The following is a 19975-nucleotide window of genomic DNA, read 5'->3' on the forward strand; positions in this document are numbered from 1 at the left end:
GAATAAAAATCGTGGTTGATTTTCTTTACCAGAATATTCTGCTGGTGGTCCTGATCGTCATTTCAGGCGGCATGCTTCTCTGGCCGCTGGTGACGGGCGGCAGGAAGCAGAAGGAAGTGGACAGCGCCGGCGCGACGGAGATGATTAATCACGACAATGCCCAGGTGATTGACGTCCGCACGGAAGCGGATTTTAAGGCCGGACACATCGCCGGCTCCGTGAACCTGCCGGCCACAGTGATCCACCACCACCTGAGCGAGCTCGACAAAAAGCGCCCCGTTCTTCTCGTTTCCAGCGACGGAAACACCAGTATGCCCGGCAGCCTGCTCAAAGGCATGGGCTTTACCGTGTCCACCCTCAAAGGCGGCATCAAGGGCTGGAAGGCTGAAGACCTTCCCCTGGTTCGCTAAAGGCTTTTGCATCAGATTCTCCTCCAACCTTTTTTATGGATCCTCTTATGGCAGAAGAAAGCAAAAACAATTCCCAGCCGGCGGACGGCCAGGCCCAGCAGCCGGCCTCCCAGCCCCAGCAGGAACCGGTCATGCAGCTGGAGCGCTGCTACTTCAAGGACGCTTCGCTGGAAATGCCGCACGCCCCGGACATCTTCTATGAACAGTTGACGGAGCAGCCCACGGTCGACATCCAGTTTGAGGTCGTGCCGGTCAGGATGCAGGTGGAAAACCGCTTTGAGGTGACGGTCCGGGGGACGATCACGGTGAAGTCCAAGGACAAGACGCTTTTCCTCGCGGAGGGGAAGCAGGCGGGCATTTTCATCATTGCGGGCTTTACGGACGAGCAGATGCAGCTCATCACGAATATATCGTGCCCGGCAATTATTTATCCCTACCTCAGGGCGAACCTGGCGGATCTGATCACCCGCTGCAGCATGCCTCCCGTGCATTTGCCTGAGGTCAATTTCGAGGCGCTGTACCAGCAGCGCGTCGCCCAGCAGCAGGCGAAAGCTGAGTCTTCCGTGCAGCAGCCGTCCTGATATCACAGGGGAGGGGCGCCATTCGCGGCGGCCTTCCCTTTTTTTGAGGGCTTAAGAGCATGAACGATAAGGTTTCTACTCCTGCCGGAGCTGAAGGGAATGGCCGCAGGATCAAGATTCTTCTGGTTGATGACCACACGCTGTTCAGGAGCGGGCTGAAGGCCCTGTTGCAGAGGCAGTCTGACTTCATCGTAGTGGGCGAGACCGACAACGGACTGGACGGCGTGAAGCTGGCCGAGCAGCTCAAGCCGGACGTGGTGTTGCTTGACCTCGACATGCCCGTGATGAACGGGCGCGAGGCTCTGGCTCAGATCCTTGAGGCGCAGCCTGACATGGCGGTGCTGATGCTCACCGTGAGCGAGGACGGCGACGATCTTGTAGAGTGCATGCGGCTCGGCGCCAGAGGCTATCTGCTCAAGAAGATCAATACGGATTTCCTTCTTTCGGGCATTCGCCACGCCGTTGAGGGCGATTCCGTGCTTTCCCCGGAGATGACATCCAAGCTGGTCATGAAGATTCGCCGCGACCGCGTCGAGCAGTCTTCGCCTGCCTCTGATGTCAATTCCCTCACGCCCCGTGAGCGCGAGACGCTGGCCTGGCTTGCCCGCGGCGTGTCCAATAAAGAGATCGCCCGTGCGTTGGATCTTGCCGAATCGACCGTCAAGGTTCATGTCCAGAGCATTCTGAGGAAGCTGAACCTGAGCAGCCGCGTACAGGCGGCGGTGTTCGCCGTCGAACACCATATGGACAGGCCCTAAGCAGGGGGCTGACACGCCGGAGGAGCTGCGGGCTGCGCGCCGCGGTGCTCTTCTGGCGGAATGCAGGCTCCCGCTCGGGAGTTCAAAAAACTGCAGGCCTGCAGGGGAAAAACTTTTCCCCGCCCGGAGCGAAAAGTCCTGCGGCCTTATCACCCGCGTTGATTCCCAGCTTCCCCTGACGAGGCTCCCGCGGCGCACGAAGTTTTCCTCTCCAACCCCGGGCGCCTGTTGCGCGCGACTCTGAAAAGGTTTCCAAAAAACTGTTTTCCTGTGCGGTTTCTCCCGAGTTTATCAGCTTAAAAATGAATAAACCCTTGTATTGCAAGGGCTTATTCATTAATTATTTTTCATCTCTGGTAGTACAACTTTTCGGTCGGGCAATGTCTTTGAGCCGCAGCTTCTTGCATAGTGACTGTGCCGTCTCATAGTGGCAGGGCGGCTCCAGGCTGAATGCCCTGAGGATCGAGTCAAAGCGGCCCTCCTTTGGATAAAGCCTCAGGTACAGGGGCATTTGGGGATTGCCGTCATCGAGGGCAACTTCGGCACCGCGCAGCGCCGCGTTGATTTCGTCACAGGTGATGTCCCTGATCTTCTGTTTGAGGACATGCTGCATGTACTTTTCGATCACGAGGCTGATGAAGCAACTCGCAAAATGTCCTCTGACATGACTGTCTGTCCAGACAAAGCAGGGGCGGGCTTCGAGCGTGGTCTTGCTTACCCGGAAGCAATCCTCGATGCGCCAGAGATTGCGGTAAATCTTCATGATGTCCTGAGAGGACTTCGTCTTCAGATTCGTGCAGACGGCGTAATAGCCGGCCCACCGCCTCGCCTCTTCGATTTTCTTCATATCCAGTGACGGCTCGCCTTCGCCTTTCGGCACCTTGATCAAAGACCTGTATCCGCGGCTGGAGGTCAGCGATCCCCTGCTGCGCAGGGCTTTTTTCGCCTTCTCAACGGCACGGTCGATGTCGCTATTGTCCTTGTTGGCCCGGGACTGCGAATGCGAGACGATCCAGCGGACATCCAGAGAATCCACTTTCTTCGACGACTGATACTTGCGCCCTGTGGTTTTGCTGATTTTGGTTACGAAAACCGTCTTTGACAGATCCATTGTCTTGTAGCGGCAGACAATCTCGTCGCCGTCCATGACGGTCTCATCCCAATTTACGTCGTCAAGGATCTGTTTGCGCAGCTCCTTCGTGCTGTTCTTAACCTTCTGCGCGAGGACAAAGTCGCAGCCGATGTCCTTGAGCCCGAGCAGGTTCTCGTTTGAATTGAGCCCCCTGTCGGCAACGACAATGAGCGTCTGCAGGTCATAAGCCGTTTTGATCCGCCTGATCATGGGGAGCATCGTGCCGAACTCTGAGGTGCTGCCGGGGAAAAGCTCGTAATCAATGGGGATGCCGAACGCATCCATCACGAGTCCGAGAACTACCTGGACCTCGTTGACCTTGTGGTCCTTGCTCAGCCCGAACTGGCGCAGCTCGCCTTCTTTCCGGCTCTCAAAGGCATATGTCGTCACGTCATAAAAGGCGGCTGAGACCGTGCGGTTCAGCCTGCTGCTGATCTCGCGGTTAAGGTGTTTGACAATCGCTTCCTTGTCCTCCGCAAGCCGGTCGAGCACCCGGTACACGACATTGTTGTCTGCGATGCCGTCGAACGGCACGATGCTTGAGCCGCGCTCCTCGAAGGCTTTTTTCTTGCTGCCCGGACTGACGATCCTTTGCGAGCACAGCAGGAACGCTGCCTTGTCGTACGAATACTCGATTTTGCGCTTGCTCTGCAGATAGCGGAACACCTGCGGCAGATTCAGATCGTCCTTCCATACCTGCCGAATGACGGCAGCGCCGAGCTTCAGCCTTGCGGCGCACGAATAGTCAGCGCCTTTTTGGGACTGCTCGAGCTTGCGGATTCTTGTCTGGACCGAGTTGTCTAGCTCCTCCAGCCTGGCCTTCCTGACCGCCTCGTTCTCGGCTGCCACGCGGGCACGCAGGTTCTTGAGATAGTCGGGATCTTCTTGCTCAAGGACGTCGAGGTTGCCGTGATTCTCCAAGAGCCGCGACCGGGGCTTGCCGTCCGCATTGCGGTAGCTCTCGACAACGCGGACGTACTTGCGCCCCTGGGTCGTGACGATGGCAACGTGTTTGGACATGGAGAGCTCCCGGTAACTGACTCTGGATACCAGCATTATACCACCAATGGACTACATTGTAACTACGTAGAGTGTAAAATTTTTGCCCCGCCGACCCAATGCCGACGGGGCTTTACTCAATTTTTAGCTGAAAAAGACGGGAGCATTCTGAGGAAGCTGAACCTGAGCAGCCGCGTACAGGCGGCGGTGTTCGCCGTCGAACACCATATGGACAGGCCCTAAGCAGGGGGCTGACACGCCGGAGGAGCTGCGGGCTGCGCGCCGCGGTGCTCTTCTGGCGGAATGCAGGCTCCCGCTCGGGAGTTCAAAAAACTGCAGGCCTGCAGGGGAAAAACTTTTCCCCGCCCGGAGCGAAAAGTCCTGCGGCCTTATCACCCGCGTTGATTCCCAGCTTCCCCTGACGAGGCTCCCGCGGCGCACGAAGTTTTCCTCTCCAACCCCGGGCGCCTGTTGCGCGCGACTCTGAAAAGGTTTCCAAAAAACTGTTTTCCTGTGCGGTTTCTTAGCGCATCATGGACGGTGTGGGAATGATTCTCGGCTCCTCTGAAAATTTGACAGCAGCGCGGAAGTCGGATGCACAATTATTCTTGTCGTTTGCCTGCGCTCCTTCAAGGGGAGGCCGTGTGCCGGGCCCGCCTGCGGGCGCATCGTGAGAACCACAGGCCGAGGGCCGGCGGGGTTCTCTTCGCAAGCTCATAAACCCATGCCCGGATGAGGGAGGTCAGATGACTGCTCCGAAGAACCTTTACGAAAAGATTTTGGAAACCCATACCGTCAAGCGCCTCGACGAAGGGACGATTCTTCTGTACGCCGACATTCACTTCGCCAATGAGTACACCAGCCCCCAGGCGTTCAGCGGACTCGTTCAGCGGGGTGCGCCGGTCCTGTCTCCGGACTCGCATCTGTGCGTTGTGGACCATATCATTCCGACGGCGGATGTAACGCCGCGGGTGATAGCCGACCCGGCCAGCGCGAAGCAGGCCTCCACAATGCAGGAAAACTGCCTGCGCTTTGGGATAAAGGCGTTTTACGGCCCGAACGATCCCGAACAGGGCATTGAGCATGTGGTCATGGACGAGCAGGGGCTGGTCCGCCCCGGCATGGTCGTGATCTGCGGCGACAGTCACACGACGACGCACGGCGCCCTGGGCGCCCTTGCATTCGGCATAGGGACGACGGAAATTGAGCATATTCTGGCGACCCAGACGCTCGTTTACAGGCTGGCCCGTTCGATGCTGATCACGATTTCGGGCCGGTTGCCCGCGGGTGCGTCGGCCAAAGACCTCGCGCTGGCCGTTTTGAGGAAGGTATCCGCCCGGGGAGCTCTGGGCTGCGTGGTCGAGTATGCCGGCTCTGCGGTGGACAGCCTTTCCATTGAAGGACGGATGACGCTCTGCAATCTCACGGTCGAGGCAGGCGCCCGGGGCGCCTTGATCGCCCCCGATGAGAAGGCCGAGGCCTGGGTGGAAGAGCACGCCGCAGATCTGCGCGGCGAGGAGCTCGAACGGGCGCGCGGCTACTGGAGGACGCTCAGGAGCGATCCTGGCGCGCACTATGACGCCCGGGTGGAATTCGACGCCTCCGGGATCGAGCCTATGGTGACCTGGGGGACGAGCCCGGATCAGTCGGTCGGGATTTCCGAGGCCATCCCCGAGCCGGATTCCTTTCCCGATCCTATCGCGCGGGAGGCTGCGTGCCGCGGGCTGCGCTACCAGGGGCTTCAGCCCGGAATGAAGATGGAGGGCGTTCCGATTCAGCATGTTTTCATCGGCTCCTGCACCAATGCACGGCTGCCGGATCTGCAGGCCGCGGCAGCGCTGCTTAAGGGGCGTCATGTGGCCCCCGGAGTCCGGGCTCAGGTCGTGCCGGGCTCGATGGGCGTGCGCCGCGAGGCAGAAGCGATGGGGTTGGACCGGATTTTCAGGGCGGCGGGATTCGAATGGAGAAAGAGCGGCTGCTCGCTGTGCCTCGCGATGAACGACGATGTGCTGCAGCCGGGTGTGCGCTGCGTCTCCACGACAAATCGAAATTTTGAAGGGCGCCAGGGAGCGGGCAGCCGCACGCATCTGGCGAGCCCGCAGATGGCAGCCGCCGCAGCCGTTGCGGGATGCATCACCGACTGGCGGAAAATGGCCTAAGGAGTGATCAGAATGGAAAAGCTGGTGACGGTTGAATCGGTTGCGCTGCCGCTGCCGATCGATAATCTCGACACGGATCAGATCATGCCCAAGCAGTTTCTGCGAGGGATAGACAAGAAAGGGCTCGACCGGGGGGCCTTCTATGACCTGCGCTTTAATCCCGACGGCAGCCCCAGGCCCGACAGCGTTTTCAACCGGCCGGAATACCGGGGATCGCAGATCATTGTCTCAAGACCGAATTTTGGCTGCGGATCGTCCAGGGAGCACGCAGTTTGGGGAACGCTGCAGCTGGGCTTCCGCGTGGTCATAGCTCCCAGCTTCGGCGAGATTTTTTATTCGAACTGCTTCAACAATGGGCTCCTCGCGGCCCGCGTGTCCCCGGAGGACGGAGACGAGCTGCTGCGGTTGTCCAGCGGCAGCAGGCCCGCGATTCTCACGGTGGACGTCGAAAAAAGGGAGATCCGCTGCGGGGACAGGAAATGGAGCTTTCAGCTCTCGGAGCGACACCGCACCATGCTGCTGGAAGGGCTGGATCTGGTCGGAGCTACATTGAAAAAGGATCTTCATCTGATCGAAGACTTCAGGCAGCGCCATGAGCGGGAATTCCCCTGGATGGCCCGTCTGGCCGGAAAAAGAAAAGCGTGCCGCGGCAGCCAGGCCTGAAAATGCAAGCCCGGGACGTTGCTTCAATGTCTTTGTGAGCTGCGGGGGCTAGACGGCCCCTGCGTAACCGTTTTGCCGCCAGGCTTCATAAACGGTGACTGCGACAGCGTTTGAGAGATTAAGCGAGCGGTTGCCGGGCATCATCGGCAGCCGGATCCTATGGACGTCGTCGAAGAATTCCTGCTGGAGCTGCAGAGGCAGCCCCCGGCTCTCGCAGCCGAAGACGAGCCAGCTGCCTGGGCGGAAAGAGGCCTGAGAGAGAGAGCTCCGGGCGTGAGAGGAGAAGGCGTACATGTCAGCGCGTTCGGGGCGGCACTCCTTCATAAAGGCGGTCCAGCTCTCGTGCACCTGAAGGCTGGCGTATTCGCGATAGTCCAGCCCGGCTCGCCTGAGCAGGTGATCTTCCAAAGAAAAGCCCAGAGGACGGATCAGGTGCAGGTCACTGCCGGTGTTGGCGGCGAGGCGTATGACGTTGCCCGTGTTTGGAGGAATTTCCGGGTAGACGAGGACAATGTGGAACATGTCAGGCCCCGGCGTCCTTGGCGAGAAAGCCCCGAAGCTTTCCGAGGGCCTGTTTCTCCAGCTGCCGGACGCGCTCGATCGATATGCCGAATTCGCTGGCGAGCGTCGCGAGGCTGACTGCCTTCGCCTCGCCTTTTTCATTTTCGTGCAGCCACCTCGCCTCGATGATGCGCCTGCTTCTCGGATCCAGTCGTGCGATGGCCTGTCGAAGCCCGACCTGCTCCAGGTTCAGCTGGTCCGCCTTTTCAAGGATCTCCGGCGGCTCGTCGCCCGGGCTGGCAAGGAGGTCTTCCTGCGTGACCTGGCTGTCGCCGTTCGGGTCGACCGGGGCGTTGAGCGAGGTGTCAGGTCCGGACAGCCGGCGCTCCATCTCGAGCACTTCCGAGGGCTTCACGTTCAGTTTCTCGGCGATGCCCTGTGCTTCGGTGGCGGTGAGCGCCGAGTCGGTCGGCTTCATCTGGCGCAGGTTGAAGAAAAGCTTCCTTTGGGCGTGCGTCGTGGCGAGTTTGACCATGTGGCTGTTTCGCACGATGTATTCCTGGATTTCGGCCCGGATCCAGTGCACCGCGAAGGTCATGAGCCGCACGCCCTTGTCAGGGTCAAAGTGCCTCACGGCCTTCATCAGGCCTATGTTGCCCTCCTGGATGAGGTCACTGTGCGACAGGCCGTAGCCCAGGTATCCGCGCGCAACGGAAATCACCAGCCGGAGATGTGAGATGATCAGCTCCTGGGCGGCTTCCACGTCGTTGTGGTCGCGCATCCGCCGCGCCAGATCCTGTTCCTGCTCAGCTGTCAGGACGGGAGCCCGGTTCGCCGCCCTGATGTAGGCGTCAAGGCTGCCCAGGTCACCCGGCGTCAGGGCCGGCAGCTGTGTGCGGCGGCTGTAGGGGACAAGGGCGGTCTGGGCTTTCTTTTTTACGGGTGTCGTAGTCATTGGATGAATCGTAGCACCGAAGGATGCGGCTTTCGCGGCAGGGCTTTTCAGGCCGCGCGGTTCTCGATGAGACTCGCAAGGCCGGCCAGGACGCCCCCCAGAACGGCTGCGGCCGCAGCGAATCCGAGCTGCCAGAGGGCCGGAGCGGGTTCAAAGCTGATGGGCAGGCTGTACAGGCTGAAGGCCTCGGTGACAGACGGAGCAAGCCTGCTCACGGTAAGATCGCTCAGCGCCAGCGCGGTTATGGCGGCGATAAAAAAGACGAAGGCCCCCCGCCAGGCGTCGGGACGGCTGACGAACCAGGGGGATGCGCCCAGTGTCCTCAGGGTTTTCGCAGAGCGAGGGGTGACGGCCGTGGTGAGTGAGGCTCCGCACACCAGAACGAAAAGGAGCAGCGCGCCGGGTACCGCGCACACGAGGACCCCGAACTCGGTGAGAGCCTTTCTTAGCGCGGCGAGCTTGGTGTTCCAGGTGCTGTCATAGGCTACCGAGTCCACGGCGCTGCTTTTCTCGATGGCAGCGGCGGTTGACCGGACGGTCGATTCGGTGGCTTCGGTATCGACGGAGGCCAGAATGATATTGGGCAGGGGATTGTCCTCCGGCTGGGAGTACTGGCCTTGCGTCGTCTGGTCAATCTGCCTCAGGGCTTCTTCGGGCGAGACGACCCTTGCTGCGGTGATGCCCGGGAGGCTTTCAATCGACGCCCTCAGGGCCTCGAGCCGTCCTTGGCCGATGCCGTGGACGGTGAACACGGTGATTTCCTGCGCGGGCGATATGCTGCTGATCGGAGCGTAAAGGCTGTGTGCAATGGAAAAGGCGATCAACGGGCAGCTCAGAGCAAGCGTGACGATGGCGTAGGAGAGCAGAGCCGGCCCTTTGCGCGAGAACAGCCCCTGCAGGAACTGTCGGAAAGCCCAGTACCAGGCCGCTGTCAGTTTAGGCATGATGCAGTTTCTCCATGTCAATGGCCAGAACTCCTGCGGCGGGCAGCGGGGCCGAGCTTACGGCAATGACGGCTCCGCCCTGTCGGGCGTACTGCCCGAGCAGTGACATCACCAGCTGGGTTTTCTGCGCGTCCAGCCGTGCCGTCGGTTCGTCAGCGAGGATGAGCATGGGTTGGTGAACCAGGGCGAGGGCGAGGCAGGCGAGCTGCCGGGTGCCGTTGGAGAGGCTGTGCAGCCTCTCGGAAGCGAGGGGGGTGAGCCCGCACAGCCCGAGCGCCTGCGCTGTCAGCCGCCTGGCCTCCCCGAGGCTGTAGCCGGCGAGGAGGGCGGGAAGCAGGACTGCGTTTTCGAGCGTCTCGTCGTCCTGGGGAAGCGCCTCCAGACTCATGAAGCCGAAGCTGCGCCGCATGGCGCGAAGCTGGCCGGTGGAAAGGCGCGACAGGTCTTGCCCGGCCACCAGCACGGTGCCGGCGGCCGGCCGCACCAGGCCGGCTATGACTTTCAGAACCGTGGTCTTTCCGCATCCCGTCGGACCGTAAAGGTCTAGAAACTGTCCCCTGCTCACGCTCAGCGTGAACCCTGAGAGGATGGGAAACAGGCCCCGTGAGGTGGTAACTTGGTGCAGCTCGATGAAATTGTCAGACATTTTGCTTGTGCATTGACTGCCAGTTTTCCAAAAGCTCGAAAAGCAGCCCGTAACGCAACGAGCCGGCGGCTGTCTCCAGCCGCTGCAGGCCCAGGGATTTGAACAGCGCACAAAGGATGGCGAGGCCGCCTGGAATGATGTCCCTGCGGTCGGGCTTGAGCCCCCGGAAGTTGAGCCGGGCGACGCAGCCTGCTTCCGAGAACGCGCGCAGCGCGTGCGCAAGCACCTCTTCGCTGATCGCGCTACCCCAGTTTTCGGAGCGCGCCAGAAGCTCGACTGCTCCGATCGTTCCGGCCGAGCCGTAGGCCTGATCCCAGAGGGGGCGGCCGAAACGGACCGCCTCGGGGTCGAAAATCCGGCGGGCGCAGGCCATGGCCTGGCAGAAACGCTCCTCGCTCAGCAGGCCGTCGCCAAAGAATCGCGCGGACATGTTAACGCTGCCCAGCGGGAAGGAGTCTGAACGCAGGACCTTGTCGCCCCGTCCCAGAACCAACTCCGTCGAGGCCCCGCCGATGTCGATGACCAGCCGGGTCTCACTGCTTGGCGGCAGTGTACAGGCGCAGCCCTTGAACACCAGCCGGCCCTCTTCCTGCCCGGAGATGATCTCGATGGGGTGCCCCAGCACTTTTTCGGCCTGCCCTATGAAGTCGGCCGCGTTGGTGGCGCAGCGCAGGGCCTGGGTCCCTACGGCCTTCACGCAGTCGGGGTCCATTCTTTTGATCACCATGGAAAAGCCGTAGAGCGCGATCAGGGCCTTTTCCTGGATTTTCTTCGACAGTGCCCCTTCGGCAGTCAGCCCGCCGGCGAGCCGGACCGTTTCCTTGATGTATTTCTCGGAGATGAATCTTCGGCCGCTGAAGTGCCCGGCCTCCAGGCGAAAGCTGTTGGAGCCGAGGTCAATGGCCGCAAACCGTTCGGTCATGAAGCGCGGCCTCCCTTACTGCTCCTGTCCGGTGCCGACAAGCGCCCGCGCGAACTCTTCGGCCTTGAAGGGCTGCAGGTCGTCGATCGATTCCCCGACGCCGATGAAATAGATGGGAAGGGGACGTCCCCTTCTCATCTCCGCGATGGCGAGCAGCACGCCGCCCTTTGCGGTGCCGTCCAGCTTGGTCACGATGAGGCCGGTCAGCCCCACGGCCTCGTCGAACTGCCGGACCTGGGCCAGGGCGTTCTGCCCGTTGGTTCCGTCCAGGACCAGGATCACCTCATGGGGGGCGCCCGCAAGGGCTTTGCCCTGTGAGCGCTTGATTCGCACGAGCTCATCCATGAGCCGCGTCTGCGTGGGCAGCCTTCCTGCCGTATCGGCCAGCACGACGTCTATGTGCTTCGCCCGGGCTGAGACGATGGCATCGAAGATCACGGCGGCTGGATCGGCGCCCTGCTGGGCTACAACATGAACATTGTTGCGCTCGCCCCAGACCTCGAGCTGTTCGCGGGCCGCGGCTCTGAAGGTGTCGCCCGCAGCGAGCAGCACGGACTTGCCCTGGCCGGAGAGCCATTTCGCGATCTTTCCGATGGAAGTGGTTTTGCCTGCGCCGTTGACCCCTGCCATCATGATGACCAGCGGGGAGGCCTGGTCGAGTCTGAGCGGTTTTTCGCAAGGCTCGAGCAGCGATGCAATGATGGAGATGAGTTCGCCGCGGACCTCATCCTGGGTCTGCAGGCCTTTCAGCTTGATGGCGTCCTTCAGCTCCCCGATGATCCTTTCGGAGGCCGGAAGGCCTGCGTCGGCGGTGATCAGTCCGTCCTGAAGGTTCTCAAGGAACTCTTCATCTATTTTCCCGCCGGAAAAAAGTCCGTAGAGGTTGACCCTCGTACGGGTGAGGCCCCGCTTCAGGCGGGAAAACCAGGAATTGCCGGCTGAGTCTTCCTGCGGAGGCGAAGGCGGCGTCGGGGCCGGCTCTTCGCGCGCGGACTCTTTATTAAAATGCCGGGAGAACCAGGAGGATTTTTCCTCAGGCGAGCTACGCTGCTCGTCCTGCGCGTCCGCAGAAGCGTCCTTGTTCTTTTTGCCGAAGAAAAAAGCCATAATGAAACGATGGGAAAAAGGAAAAATTTACAGCAGTCAAGTTTAGCAACTCGGGAGAAAAAAACAGGGCTGGTGCGGATCGGTTCCGGGAAATGGAAGCGCACGCCGCTGCCGGTCATGGATCTTGAGGGGCTCAGGCCCACCGGGAGCCGCATCCGCGAGACGGTATTCGACTGGTTGCGCTTTCTGCTGGGAGACTTCTCCGGGAAGAAGGCTCTGGACATGTTTGCAGGCAGCGGCGCGCTTGGACTGGAATTCGCAAGCCGCGGCGGCAGTGCCGTCCTTATCGAGAAGGACCGGAGAAACGCCGCCGCACTCTCCGAGGTGGTGCGGCGCCTGCACGCCCTCTCCGAGGTATCGGTGATCTGCGGCGACAGCCTGTCGGCCTGCCAACGCTGGCCGGATGGCAACTTCAATGTCATTTTCATAGACCCCCCTTTCAGCTCCGGGCTGCATGAGCCGGCGCTTCAGGCGGCGCGGCGGCTGCTCACATCCGGCGGGCTCGTTTACTACGAGACGCCGGCAGAACTCGAGGAGCCGCTGCCCTCCGGCTGGCGTGCTCTCCGGCAGGGTGTTTCCGGGGCCGTGAGCTATCGGATCCTCTCTAGAGCTCCGGAACGCGAGGAAGGTGAATCCAAATGAAGCCAGTGCGTGCGGTGTACCCCGGGACTTTTGATCCATTCACCCTCGGCCACAGGGATATTCTGGAGCGCGCCGCCGGGCTGTTCTCACACGTGACGGTGGCCGTGGCGGAGAGCACGCTCAAGAAAACGCTGTTTTCGGCGCAGGAGCGGGCAGCTCTGGCTGAAGGCGAAATCAAGGGGATCTCCAATGCAGACGTCAGGATTTTCAGGGGGCTTCTGAGGGACTTCGTCCTGCAGGAGGGGTACGGAGCCATTGTTCGAGGGATCCGCGGTGTCTCGGACTTCAGCTACGAGGTGCAGATGGCCGGTGTGAACCGCATGCTGGTGCCGGAGGCGGAGACCCTGTTCCTGATGACGCAGCCGAGCTTTGAATTCGTGACGTCGTCAAGCGTCCGCGAGATCGGATCCCTGGGAGGCAGCCTTGAAGGCTTCGTCTCGGAGAGCGTAGCAAGAGCCGTGAGGGCCAAGTTCGGCCGGGGCGAAAGCTCCGTCTGCTGCGAGCAGCGCTGAAGGCCGCTCCGATTCAGCCCGGAGCGGGCAGCCACGGGAGCTTTTTCCGGGCCCAGTCCCTGAGCCTCTCAGCCCAGGAGCGTTGAGCGGGGGGCTGCGCTGCGGGAGCCGAGGCGGGCTCGGAGGACGGCTGCGTTTTTTCCGCAGCCTCAGCCGGAGTCTGCGCGGCGGGCGAGCCTGCCTGCAGGGGCTCGGAGAGAATCCACTCAGGGGCGAAGACGGAGCCGTCGAGGCTTGCCGTCACTTCCCGTCCCTCGGCTCTGAGAAGGGCTTCGCCTGCGATGCTGAGGGTTCTGAGATCCATCTCGGCGGATCCATGGGCGTCCAGCGTTTTTGAGGTGAGCCGCCAGAGACCGCAGGAGGCAATGCCGCCGCGGATTTCAGCCGTCCCTTCCAGCCTTTCGAAAGGCAGAGGTTTACGGGCCAGGCCGGGCAGGGTGCCGGAGGCCAGGCTGAAGTCCGCCTTTCCGGAGGCCCGGCTCGAGGACGAGTCGTCCAGCAGCGATCCGTTCAGAGACAGCTTTCCGTCCAACAGTCCCGTGGCCGCATTGGGGACGCCCGCGGTGCGCGCGAGCTCCTCGTAGCGGATGCCGGATGCGGACAGGCGGGCGCTCCAGGCGCCGTCCGGGGCGGCGTCCACGGCCCCGGAGACGCGGCCCCCGCTTAAGTGCGCCTCGATGCCGTTGATCCCGATGCCTCCGCCTTTCAGGGCGATTGAAGCGGAAAGGTCTGTCGGATTAAGGAGCCCGTACCTCAGAGACTTCACTTTGACGTCGGCTTCCATGCGGGCGCCCTTGAAGGCGCTCGAAAGCGGGCGGAGCCTGTCGGCGAAAAGCCCGCGTAGATCCAGGTCGTCGGAAGCGCCGGATTTCGGTGTAAGGTCCAGCTGGTCTGCCGAAAGCGCGGCCTTGACGAAGGGCGAGGGGTCTGCGCCCCATTCCCCCTCGAGGCTGACCGGGGAGTCGTTGAACGTGCCCGAGGCGGACACCGAGAGGGCCGGCTTCCTCAGGTTTGCCTCCGCCTTGCCCTGAAGGCTCGCTTCCACGGATGGAAGGTTGTCTGCGGCGACCGTATACTCGCACTTCAGCCCCGGCAGCGAAAGCGCCCCGGTTCGGCTGTCAATGGAAAAGTCCGAGAGCAGCTTCAGAGATTGGGTGCCTCCCTCCAGCTTCTGCAGGACTTTCAGGGAAAGCGACTCTCCCTGGATGAGGTTCCCGCGGGTGCTCAGTCCGGAAGCCGTGAAGTTCACGTTCACAGGGGAGGCCGAGCCCCAGTCCAGCATCGCGGAGAGCTCCGGCGAGGTGAGGCCCTGCCCGACGTATTGGAACCTCTCGGTCTCAGCCTTGGCGGTGAATGCTGTTTCTTCGATCCGCCCGCTGATGAGAGCTTGGAAGCGGCGCAGGCCGAAAATGCCGTTCGTCACGTCAAAGTCGACCTGGCCCGAACTGCTGATATCGGCCTTGAGCGCACCGTCGTCCGACTCTGCGGAGGCCTCGAGCCTTACGGAAGGCGTCATTCTGGGCGCGAGCTCGCTCGACTCCAGACTTTTGATGTGAAGAGTGAAAGGCCTGAGCGGACCACCGGAGGCCTGGATTTCGGAATCGTCGAGCCTGAAGCGCCGTATAACCAGGGGGGAGATCCAGCTCTCTGAAGTTTTAAACAGGGGGGAGTCGGCGTAGGCCCTGAGCTGCTCGACGCTGGGGATCCGTACGGCCGTTTTCAGGCCGGTGAAAATGGCTTTTGAGACATGAATCTGCCCGAAGGGCAGGCCCCAGGGAGAAATGCTGAGCCGGGCTGACTCGAAGGTGCCCGCCACAGCGCCATCTGCGGGGTCGATGAAGGAACCCGAGGGCACGCGGACCTCGATGCGCGGCAGATGACTCAGCGTGACCGGTCCTGAAAGTCGCAGCTCAAGCTGCAGTTTTTCCTGCGAGAACCGGGCCAGCTTCCCCTCTGCCCAGTCCGGACTTACGAACAGATAGAGCGACGCGGTGGAGGCGAAAACGAGAACGATGAACAAAACTAGGCAGCATTTCCCGAGTTTTGCTGCTCTGAGGATGAAGGACTTTTTGTTCATAAGCGTGGCTCCCGGTGCAAGGGCAGGACCGGAACTTTCGATTATTTTTTCGAACGCAGCGTTTTTCGAATCGTGCGCCTCAGGTTCGGGGCCAGCCTTTCGAGCGCGTCGAGCGTCATGAAGACGGACGCCTTCCCGTGTCTGGAGAGCTCCCGAAATCGATCCAGGAGCTCGTTTTCTTCGTTAATGGGCGTATGTCTCTCCGAGGTGATGACATAGAGGATGTCAAAGTCAATGGCGGCCAGACGCGTCATGCGGAAAACGCCTGGATCCAGCTCGCCGGTCTCGTAGCGCTGGTACTGCTCCAGCGGAACGCCAAGCAGCGATGCGATCTGCTCCGGGGTGTAGCCGAGCCTTTCGCGCTCCGACCGGAGGCGCTCTCCAATGTCTCTGCGTTTTTTTGTACTCGTCAGTGCCATAAAGACTCTTTTCGGTTGCGAGGCTGCCGGGAATGTCTTCCGCCCGCAGGTGAAAATTCTACAGTCCGGCCGGCAGGAATCCCTATGGGGATTTTAACTGCAACGCTCGGGGCATCCATAAGATGAAGCTTAAAAGGGCTACGGGCCCGACGCCTGGCCCGCCTGCACAGGAAAAAGGGAAGAAGGCCCAAAAAAGAAAAAAGCACCTGCGGGGAAGATCCCGCAGATGCTTTTTGGAAAGCATCCTGTCCGGGGCCCCGGCTTAGACGTTGAAAAGGAAGGTCATGATGTCGCCGTCTTTCACGACATAGTCTTTCCCTTCCGATCTTTCCTTTCCCGCTTCCTGCGCGCCCTTTTCGCCGTGATACTTGATGTAGTCCTCGTAAGCGATGGTCTGGGCCCGAATGAAGCCCTTTTCAAAGTCCGTATGAATGACGCCGGCGGCCTTCGGGGCCGTGTCTCCCTTGTGAATGGTCCAGGCGCGGGTTTCCTTCGGGCCGCTCGTGAAGAACGTCTGCAGGCCGAGAAGGTCGTAGCCCGCGCGGATGACGCGGTTCAGTCCCGGTTCCTTCAGGCCCATGTCGGAGAGGAACATCGCCCGGTCTTCTTCCGGCATCTCGAGGAGCTCCACCTCTGTCTGGGCGGAGACGGCGACAAAAGAGGCCTTCTGCTGAACGGCGATTTCCTTCACCTTGTCCAGGTAAGGGTTGTTCTCAAAGCCGTCCTCACTCACGTTGGCCACGAGCATCACCGGCTTGAGCGTGAGCAGCCCGTAATTCTTGACCGTGTGCAGCTCTTCCTCGGAAAGGGGAACAAAGCGTGCGGGGCGGCCTTCAGATAGTGCAGGCAGAAGCTTTTCCAGCACGGCGACCAGCTTTGCGGCTTCCTTGTCTCCGCCCTGCTTCGCGATCTTGCCCCATTTCTGGAGCTGCTTTTCGACAACGGTGAGGTCGGCCAGCGCGAGCTCTGTGTTGATCACGTCGATGTCGGAGGCCGGATCGACCTTCCCCGAGACGTGCACGATGTTGTCGTCCTCGAAGCAGCGGACGATGTGCGCGATGGCGTCGCATTCGCGGATGTTGGCGAGGAACTGGTTGCCAAGGCCTTCGCCTTTGCTGGCGCCGGCCACCAGCCCGGCGATGTCGACGAACTCGACGGTGGCAGGGACGATTTTCGCCGGGTGGTCGATGTCGGCCAGCGCCGAGAGCCTCGGGTCAGGAACCTCGACGATGCCGACGTTGGGATCAATCGTACAGAAAGGGTAGTTTTCGGCCGCGATGCCCGCTTTGGTGAGGGCGTTGAAGAGAGTGGACTTGCCCACGTTTGGCAGGCCGACGATGCCGCATTTAAGACCCATGTTGCAAATTCCCTAAAAAAGAGGAAGGACTGGCCTCCTCAAAAAATGGATGAACTGATTATCCCGCAACCCCGCAGCCGCAGGAAGATGCTCCCGGCTGAGCCGCGAAGACCGCTTCGAAGGCTTCGACAAGCTGCGTCTCATCGAACACCGAGATGCCGGAGCGGCGCAGCAGCGCGGCCGCAACTCCTTCGCCCCGGATCACGCGGCCGGAGAAAGCGCCGTCGTGGATGAAATTCACGCCGCATGCGGGGCTTCGGTCCTTAAGAACGGCGACACGGACGCGGTTGGCGAGGCACAGTGCCAGCGCGGCCCGGGCTCCCTCAAGGTACTGGTGCGTCTTATCCACGCCTTTGGAGTCCTGCACCATGGCGCACCCGGCCAGAACGGCCCCGCCAGATGCGGCTGCGATTTCGCAGGGCGCGCGCGGAGTTGGCAGGCCGCCGGCACACTCGGGACACAGCGACACGATGCTTCCGCCCGAGGCGATGAAGCGTGAGAACAGTGCGTTGCCAGGCGAGCTGCGGCCGTCCCAGCGGACTTTCTGGCCGAGCAGGCAGGGGCTGACGAAGATTACCGGACTCATGGCGGCCGCCTCAGGCCGTCTCGCCCGCTTTCGGGGGATGTCCGAAGGGAGAGAGGCTCCTTTCAGCCTTGTCGAATCGGCCTTCGACGAGGTCCTCCACGCTTTCAAGCGCAGCGGCGATACAGCGGTCGATCCCGGCCTGCTGCTCCGGGCTCGCTCTGTGCAGGACGAAGTCGGCCACGGGCTGGGCGAGCCCCAGTGTTCTGGGGTGCCCCGTCCCGAGCCTGAGCCGCCAGAAATTCGGGGTCCCGAGCTTCTGGGTAATGTCCTTCAGACCGTTGTGGCCGGCATTCCCGCCGCCCAGCTTGAGCCGCATGCAGGAAGGCGGAAGGTCCAGCTCGTCGTGAACGACCAGGATCTGCTCGGGCGGAATGTGAAAGTACTGAGCCATCGCGAGCACAGCCTGTCCGGAGCGGTTCATGTAGGTGGTCGGCTTCATGAGCCAGACATCACGGCTGCCAATGTGCGCCTTCGCAGTGAAGGCGAAAAACTTTTTTTCCTCAGAGAAGAAAGCCCGGTATTTTTCGGCCAGTGCATCGGCAAACCTGAAACCCGAGTTGTGTCGGGTTCCCTCGTATTCCGGGCCGATGTTTCCCAGCCCCGCGATGAGGCAGATGCCCTTGGATGGATTGGACACGGCGGTTCCTTGTGAGACGGATAAACAAAAGGCTCTCCGCCAGGGGGAGAGCCTTTTTCAACGGAAGACGGAAGCTTATTCGGACTTCTTGTCGTCCGCAGCGGCGGCGCCAGCCGCAGGAGCGGCGGCAGCACCGGCGGCGCCGGCGGCAGCGCCTTCGGCCGGAGCAGCAGCGGCTGCAGCGGCAGCAGCGTCCGCGGCCTCGTCGGCTTCTTCTTCCTTGAAGTCGGTGATCACAGTGGCGATGGCCGTGTCTTCGCCCGGCTTCTCGACGACCTTGACACCCTCGGGCAGGTTCAGGTCGGAGGCGCGCAGGGTGGTCTGGGCAGTCATGCCGGACAGATCGACGTCAATGAAGGCGGGCAGATCCTTGGGCAGGCAGCGCACTTCCAGGAAGGAAACCAGGTGGCTGATAAGGCCCTTGCTGATCTTGACGGCAGGGCTGTTCTCGGCGCCGGCGAAGTGCAGCGGCACGCGCATGTTCATCGGGACGTTCGGATCCACGCGCTGGAAGTCGATGTGCAGAACCTGCTGCTTGTAGGGATGCAGCTGGAAAGAACGCAGCACGACAAGCTCGTCCTTTCCGTCGAGGTTGAGCGTCAGCACGGAGGAGTGGAAGGCTTCCTTGCGCAGGGCGTAGAAAATCGGGTTGTGGTCCATCACGATCGGGGTCGCCGGCTGGTTGTTGCCGTAGACGATGCCGGGGACCTTATCGGCGCGACGCAGACGGCGGCTCGCACCCGTACCTTGCGTCTTACGTGTGGTAGCGGTGAAATTCATTTAAAGCTCCAAAAGAAAAAAATAAAGGGGCTTCTCCGCCGCGACCAGCGGAGAAGCCGCGGTTTTACTCCGCAAACAGAGAGCTTACGGAATCCTCGTTGGCAATGCGAGAGATGGTTTCGCCAATCAGAGCCGCGCAGGACAGCTGGCGGATCTTCGGGCAGGCTTCAGCCTCGGGACGCAGCGGGATCGTGTCGGTGACGACGAGCTCGTCCAAGGGCGAATTTGTAATTCTTTCAATGGCGTTTCCGGACAGAACAGGATGGGCTGCATAGGCGAGGACACGCACGGCGCCGCGCTCCTTGAGGGCGCTTGCGGCGTTGCAGAGCGTGCCTGCGGTGTCCACGATGTCATCGGTGATCAGGCAGGTGCGGCCCTTCACCTCGCCGATGATGTTCATGATTTCGGCGACATTGGCGCGCGGGCGGCGCTTGTCAATAATGGCCAGATCGACGTCGAGCGCCTTCGCCATGGCACGGGCGCGCACAACGCCTCCGACGTCCGGCGACACCACCATCAGGTTGGGGTAGTGGTGGGCAAGAATGTCGTTGAGCAGGACCGGAGTGGAGTAGATGTTGTCCACGGGAATGTCGAAGAAGCCCTGAATCTGGTCGGCGTGCAGGTCCATGGTGAGCACGCGGTCAACGCCCACGGACTGCAGCATGTTTGCGACAACTTTCGCGCTGATCGCCACTCGGGCGGAGCGCGGGCGGCGGTCCTGGCGGGCGTATCCGTAATAGGGGATGGCCGCCGTGATCCTGCGGGCCGAGGCGCGGCGCAGGGCGTCGACCATGATCATCAGCTCCATCAGGTTGTCATTGGCCGGTACGCAGGTGCTCTGCAGGACGAAGACGTCGCGTCCGCGGACATTCTCGTTGATCTCAACGGCAACCTCCCCATCCGAGAAGCGGTTCACCGTGGCGCGGCCGAGCGGAATGTTCAGGTGCTGCGTGACAGACAGGGCCAGCTTGGGGTTGGCGTTGCCCGAGAAAACCATAAGCTTGTCGGAAACCATGATTTAACTCTTCATCCTCGCAGGGCTCATCGTCCCGCAGTTATAAAAAATAAACAAAAAAACAATAAATCTATGCTTCTGCCGCCGGTTCGCTGGCAGGGGAGACAGGACTCGAACCTGCGAATACCGGAATCAAAATCCGGTGCCTTAACCAACTTGGCGACTCCCCTGCG

21 protein-coding genes and 1 tRNA gene are annotated in these 19975 nt (G+C 61.3%); 7 read left to right on the forward strand and 15 right to left on the reverse strand.

Annotation, left to right across the window (positions count from 1 at the left end):
• Positions 1 to 11: 11 nt before the first annotated feature.
• From MUN46_RS02920 to MUN46_RS02930, 3 genes are read left to right on the forward strand one after another with little or no spacing between them, the layout of a single operon-like run.
• Entirely contained in the window at positions 12 to 410 is a 399-nt protein-coding gene (locus MUN46_RS02920; RefSeq protein ID WP_243376853.1) for a rhodanese-like domain-containing protein, read from the forward strand.
• Between the two features lie 47 nt (positions 411 to 457).
• Positions 458 to 991: a protein-export chaperone SecB gene (gene secB, locus MUN46_RS02925; protein WP_281069872.1), complete on the forward strand. Its 534-nt coding sequence runs from the start codon at positions 458 to 460 to the stop codon at positions 989 to 991.
• 59 nt (positions 992 to 1050) lie between these two features.
• Positions 1051 to 1749, forward strand: a complete 699-nt coding sequence (locus MUN46_RS02930; RefSeq protein ID WP_243376854.1) for a response regulator — start codon at positions 1051 to 1053, stop codon at positions 1747 to 1749.
• A 340-nt stretch (positions 1750 to 2089) separates the two neighbouring features.
• On the opposite strand, the gene MUN46_RS02935 is transcribed toward MUN46_RS02930, so the two are convergent.
• Positions 2090 to 3901 carry an IS1634 family transposase gene (locus MUN46_RS02935; protein WP_285230546.1) on the reverse strand — a complete coding sequence of 604 codons (1812 nt, stop codon included), beginning with the start codon at positions 3899 to 3901 and terminating at the stop codon, positions 2090 to 2092.
• Between the two features lie 725 nt (positions 3902 to 4626).
• Between MUN46_RS02935 and leuC the strand changes: the two genes are divergently transcribed.
• Positions 4627 to 6039, forward strand: a complete 1413-nt coding sequence (gene leuC, locus MUN46_RS02940) for a 3-isopropylmalate dehydratase large subunit (protein WP_243376431.1) — start codon at positions 4627 to 4629, stop codon at positions 6037 to 6039.
• Between the two features lie 12 nt (positions 6040 to 6051).
• Positions 6052 to 6702 carry a 3-isopropylmalate dehydratase small subunit gene (gene leuD, locus MUN46_RS02945; protein ID WP_243376432.1) on the forward strand — a complete coding sequence of 217 codons (651 nt, stop codon included), beginning with the start codon at positions 6052 to 6054 and terminating at the stop codon, positions 6700 to 6702.
• A 48-nt stretch (positions 6703 to 6750) separates the two neighbouring features.
• Here leuD and MUN46_RS02950 read toward each other — a convergent pair whose 3' ends face one another.
• From MUN46_RS02950 to ftsY, 6 genes are read right to left on the reverse strand one after another with little or no spacing between them, the layout of a single operon-like run.
• A complete protein-coding gene (locus MUN46_RS02950) occupies positions 6751 to 7224 on the reverse strand; it encodes a tRNA (cytidine(34)-2'-O)-methyltransferase (RefSeq protein WP_243376433.1) in 474 nt (157 codons plus the stop codon).
• Position 7225: 1 nt separating this feature from the next.
• Complete coding sequence (gene rpoH, locus MUN46_RS02955) at positions 7226 to 8158, reverse strand: RNA polymerase sigma factor RpoH (RefSeq protein WP_243376434.1); 933 nt, start codon at positions 8156 to 8158, stop codon at positions 7226 to 7228.
• A gap of 47 nt (positions 8159 to 8205) precedes the next feature.
• Positions 8206 to 9102, reverse strand: coding sequence for a cell division protein FtsX (locus MUN46_RS02960; RefSeq protein WP_243376435.1), 897 nt, complete (start codon positions 9100 to 9102; stop codon positions 8206 to 8208).
• On the reverse strand, positions 9095 to 9748 hold the full coding sequence (locus tag MUN46_RS02965; RefSeq protein WP_243376436.1) for an ATP-binding cassette domain-containing protein: 654 nt from the start codon (positions 9746 to 9748) through the stop codon (positions 9095 to 9097). The genes MUN46_RS02960 and MUN46_RS02965 overlap by 8 nt, the downstream gene beginning before the upstream one ends.
• Positions 9741 to 10670 (reverse strand): Ppx/GppA family phosphatase, encoded by a 930-nt coding sequence (locus tag MUN46_RS02970; protein WP_243376437.1) that lies wholly within the window; start codon positions 10668 to 10670, stop codon positions 9741 to 9743. Before MUN46_RS02970 ends, MUN46_RS02965 begins: the two co-directional genes overlap by 8 nt.
• Positions 10671 to 10685: 15 nt before the next feature.
• Positions 10686 to 11780: a signal recognition particle-docking protein FtsY gene (ftsY, locus tag MUN46_RS02975; protein WP_422732591.1), complete on the reverse strand. Its 1095-nt coding sequence runs from the start codon at positions 11778 to 11780 to the stop codon at positions 10686 to 10688.
• Between the two features lie 69 nt (positions 11781 to 11849).
• On the opposite strand from ftsY, the gene MUN46_RS02980 reads away from it, so the two are divergent.
• Complete coding sequence (locus MUN46_RS02980) at positions 11850 to 12419, forward strand: RsmD family RNA methyltransferase (RefSeq protein ID WP_243376439.1); 570 nt, start codon at positions 11850 to 11852, stop codon at positions 12417 to 12419.
• Complete coding sequence (gene coaD, locus MUN46_RS02985; protein ID WP_243376440.1) at positions 12416 to 12931, forward strand: pantetheine-phosphate adenylyltransferase; 516 nt, start codon at positions 12416 to 12418, stop codon at positions 12929 to 12931. The genes MUN46_RS02980 and coaD overlap by 4 nt, the downstream gene beginning before the upstream one ends.
• A gap of 13 nt (positions 12932 to 12944) precedes the next feature.
• Here coaD and MUN46_RS02990 read toward each other — a convergent pair whose 3' ends face one another.
• The 8 genes from MUN46_RS02990 to MUN46_RS03025 form a co-directional block, all read right to left on the reverse strand.
• Positions 12945 to 15008 carry an AsmA family protein gene (locus MUN46_RS02990; RefSeq protein ID WP_243376441.1) on the reverse strand — a complete coding sequence of 688 codons (2064 nt, stop codon included), beginning with the start codon at positions 15006 to 15008 and terminating at the stop codon, positions 12945 to 12947.
• A 41-nt stretch (positions 15009 to 15049) separates the two neighbouring features.
• Entirely contained in the window at positions 15050 to 15427 is a 378-nt protein-coding gene (locus MUN46_RS02995; RefSeq protein ID WP_237977879.1) for a helix-turn-helix domain-containing protein, read from the reverse strand.
• Between the two features lie 262 nt (positions 15428 to 15689).
• Positions 15690 to 16784 (reverse strand): redox-regulated ATPase YchF, encoded by a 1095-nt coding sequence (gene ychF, locus MUN46_RS03000; protein ID WP_243376442.1) that lies wholly within the window; start codon positions 16782 to 16784, stop codon positions 15690 to 15692.
• Positions 16785 to 16842: 58 nt separating this feature from the next.
• Complete coding sequence (locus tag MUN46_RS03005; RefSeq protein ID WP_243376443.1) at positions 16843 to 17370, reverse strand: 2-thiouracil desulfurase family protein; 528 nt, start codon at positions 17368 to 17370, stop codon at positions 16843 to 16845.
• Between the two features lie 10 nt (positions 17371 to 17380).
• A complete protein-coding gene (pth, locus tag MUN46_RS03010) occupies positions 17381 to 18007 on the reverse strand; it encodes an aminoacyl-tRNA hydrolase (protein WP_243376444.1) in 627 nt (208 codons plus the stop codon).
• A 75-nt stretch (positions 18008 to 18082) separates the two neighbouring features.
• Positions 18083 to 18787, reverse strand: coding sequence for a 50S ribosomal protein L25/general stress protein Ctc (locus MUN46_RS03015; protein ID WP_243376445.1), 705 nt, complete (start codon positions 18785 to 18787; stop codon positions 18083 to 18085).
• Positions 18788 to 18851: 64 nt separating this feature from the next.
• A complete protein-coding gene (locus MUN46_RS03020; protein WP_243376446.1) occupies positions 18852 to 19802 on the reverse strand; it encodes a ribose-phosphate pyrophosphokinase in 951 nt (316 codons plus the stop codon).
• Between the two features lie 93 nt (positions 19803 to 19895).
• Positions 19896 to 19972: transfer RNA gene (locus tag MUN46_RS03025), tRNA-Gln, on the reverse strand.
• Positions 19973 to 19975: the final 3 nt, after the last annotated feature.

Origin of the sequence: Mesosutterella faecium (assembly GCF_022809315.2) — a bacterium.
GTDB classification, from domain to species: Bacteria; Pseudomonadota; Gammaproteobacteria; order Burkholderiales; family Burkholderiaceae_F; genus Mesosutterella; species Mesosutterella faecium.

Bases quoted from the DNA above. Each gene is read 5' to 3' on its own strand.
- MUN46_RS02990 (WP_243376441.1), bottom strand. From the start codon at position 15,008: ATGAACAAAAAGTCCTTCATCCTCAGAGCAGCAAAACTCGGGAAATGC.
- MUN46_RS02950 (WP_243376433.1), bottom strand. From the start codon at position 7,224: ATGTTCCACATTGTCCTCGTCTACCCGGAAATTCCTCCAAACACGGGC.
- MUN46_RS02930 (WP_243376854.1), top strand. From the start codon at position 1,051: ATGAACGATAAGGTTTCTACTCCTGCCGGAGCTGAAGGGAATGGCCGC.
- coaD (WP_243376440.1), top strand. From the start codon at position 12,416: ATGAAGCCAGTGCGTGCGGTGTACCCCGGGACTTTTGATCCATTCACC.
- MUN46_RS02995 (WP_237977879.1), bottom strand. From the start codon at position 15,427: ATGGCACTGACGAGTACAAAAAAACGCAGAGACATTGGAGAGCGCCTC.
- MUN46_RS03020 (WP_243376446.1), bottom strand. From the start codon at position 19,802: ATGGTTTCCGACAAGCTTATGGTTTTCTCGGGCAACGCCAACCCCAAG.
- leuC (WP_243376431.1), top strand. From the start codon at position 4,627: ATGACTGCTCCGAAGAACCTTTACGAAAAGATTTTGGAAACCCATACC.
- secB (WP_281069872.1), top strand. From the start codon at position 458: ATGGCAGAAGAAAGCAAAAACAATTCCCAGCCGGCGGACGGCCAGGCC.
- rpoH (WP_243376434.1), bottom strand. From the start codon at position 8,158: ATGACTACGACACCCGTAAAAAAGAAAGCCCAGACCGCCCTTGTCCCC.
- MUN46_RS02970 (WP_243376437.1), bottom strand. From the start codon at position 10,670: ATGACCGAACGGTTTGCGGCCATTGACCTCGGCTCCAACAGCTTTCGC.
- ychF (WP_243376442.1), bottom strand. From the start codon at position 16,784: ATGGGTCTTAAATGCGGCATCGTCGGCCTGCCAAACGTGGGCAAGTCC.
- MUN46_RS03015 (WP_243376445.1), bottom strand. From the start codon at position 18,787: ATGAATTTCACCGCTACCACACGTAAGACGCAAGGTACGGGTGCGAGC.
- leuD (WP_243376432.1), top strand. From the start codon at position 6,052: ATGGAAAAGCTGGTGACGGTTGAATCGGTTGCGCTGCCGCTGCCGATC.
- MUN46_RS02960 (WP_243376435.1), bottom strand. From the start codon at position 9,102: ATGCCTAAACTGACAGCGGCCTGGTACTGGGCTTTCCGACAGTTCCTG.
- MUN46_RS03005 (WP_243376443.1), bottom strand. From the start codon at position 17,370: ATGAGTCCGGTAATCTTCGTCAGCCCCTGCCTGCTCGGCCAGAAAGTC.
- MUN46_RS02935 (WP_285230546.1), bottom strand. From the start codon at position 3,901: ATGTCCAAACACGTTGCCATCGTCACGACCCAGGGGCGCAAGTACGTC.
- MUN46_RS02965 (WP_243376436.1), bottom strand. From the start codon at position 9,748: ATGTCTGACAATTTCATCGAGCTGCACCAAGTTACCACCTCACGGGGC.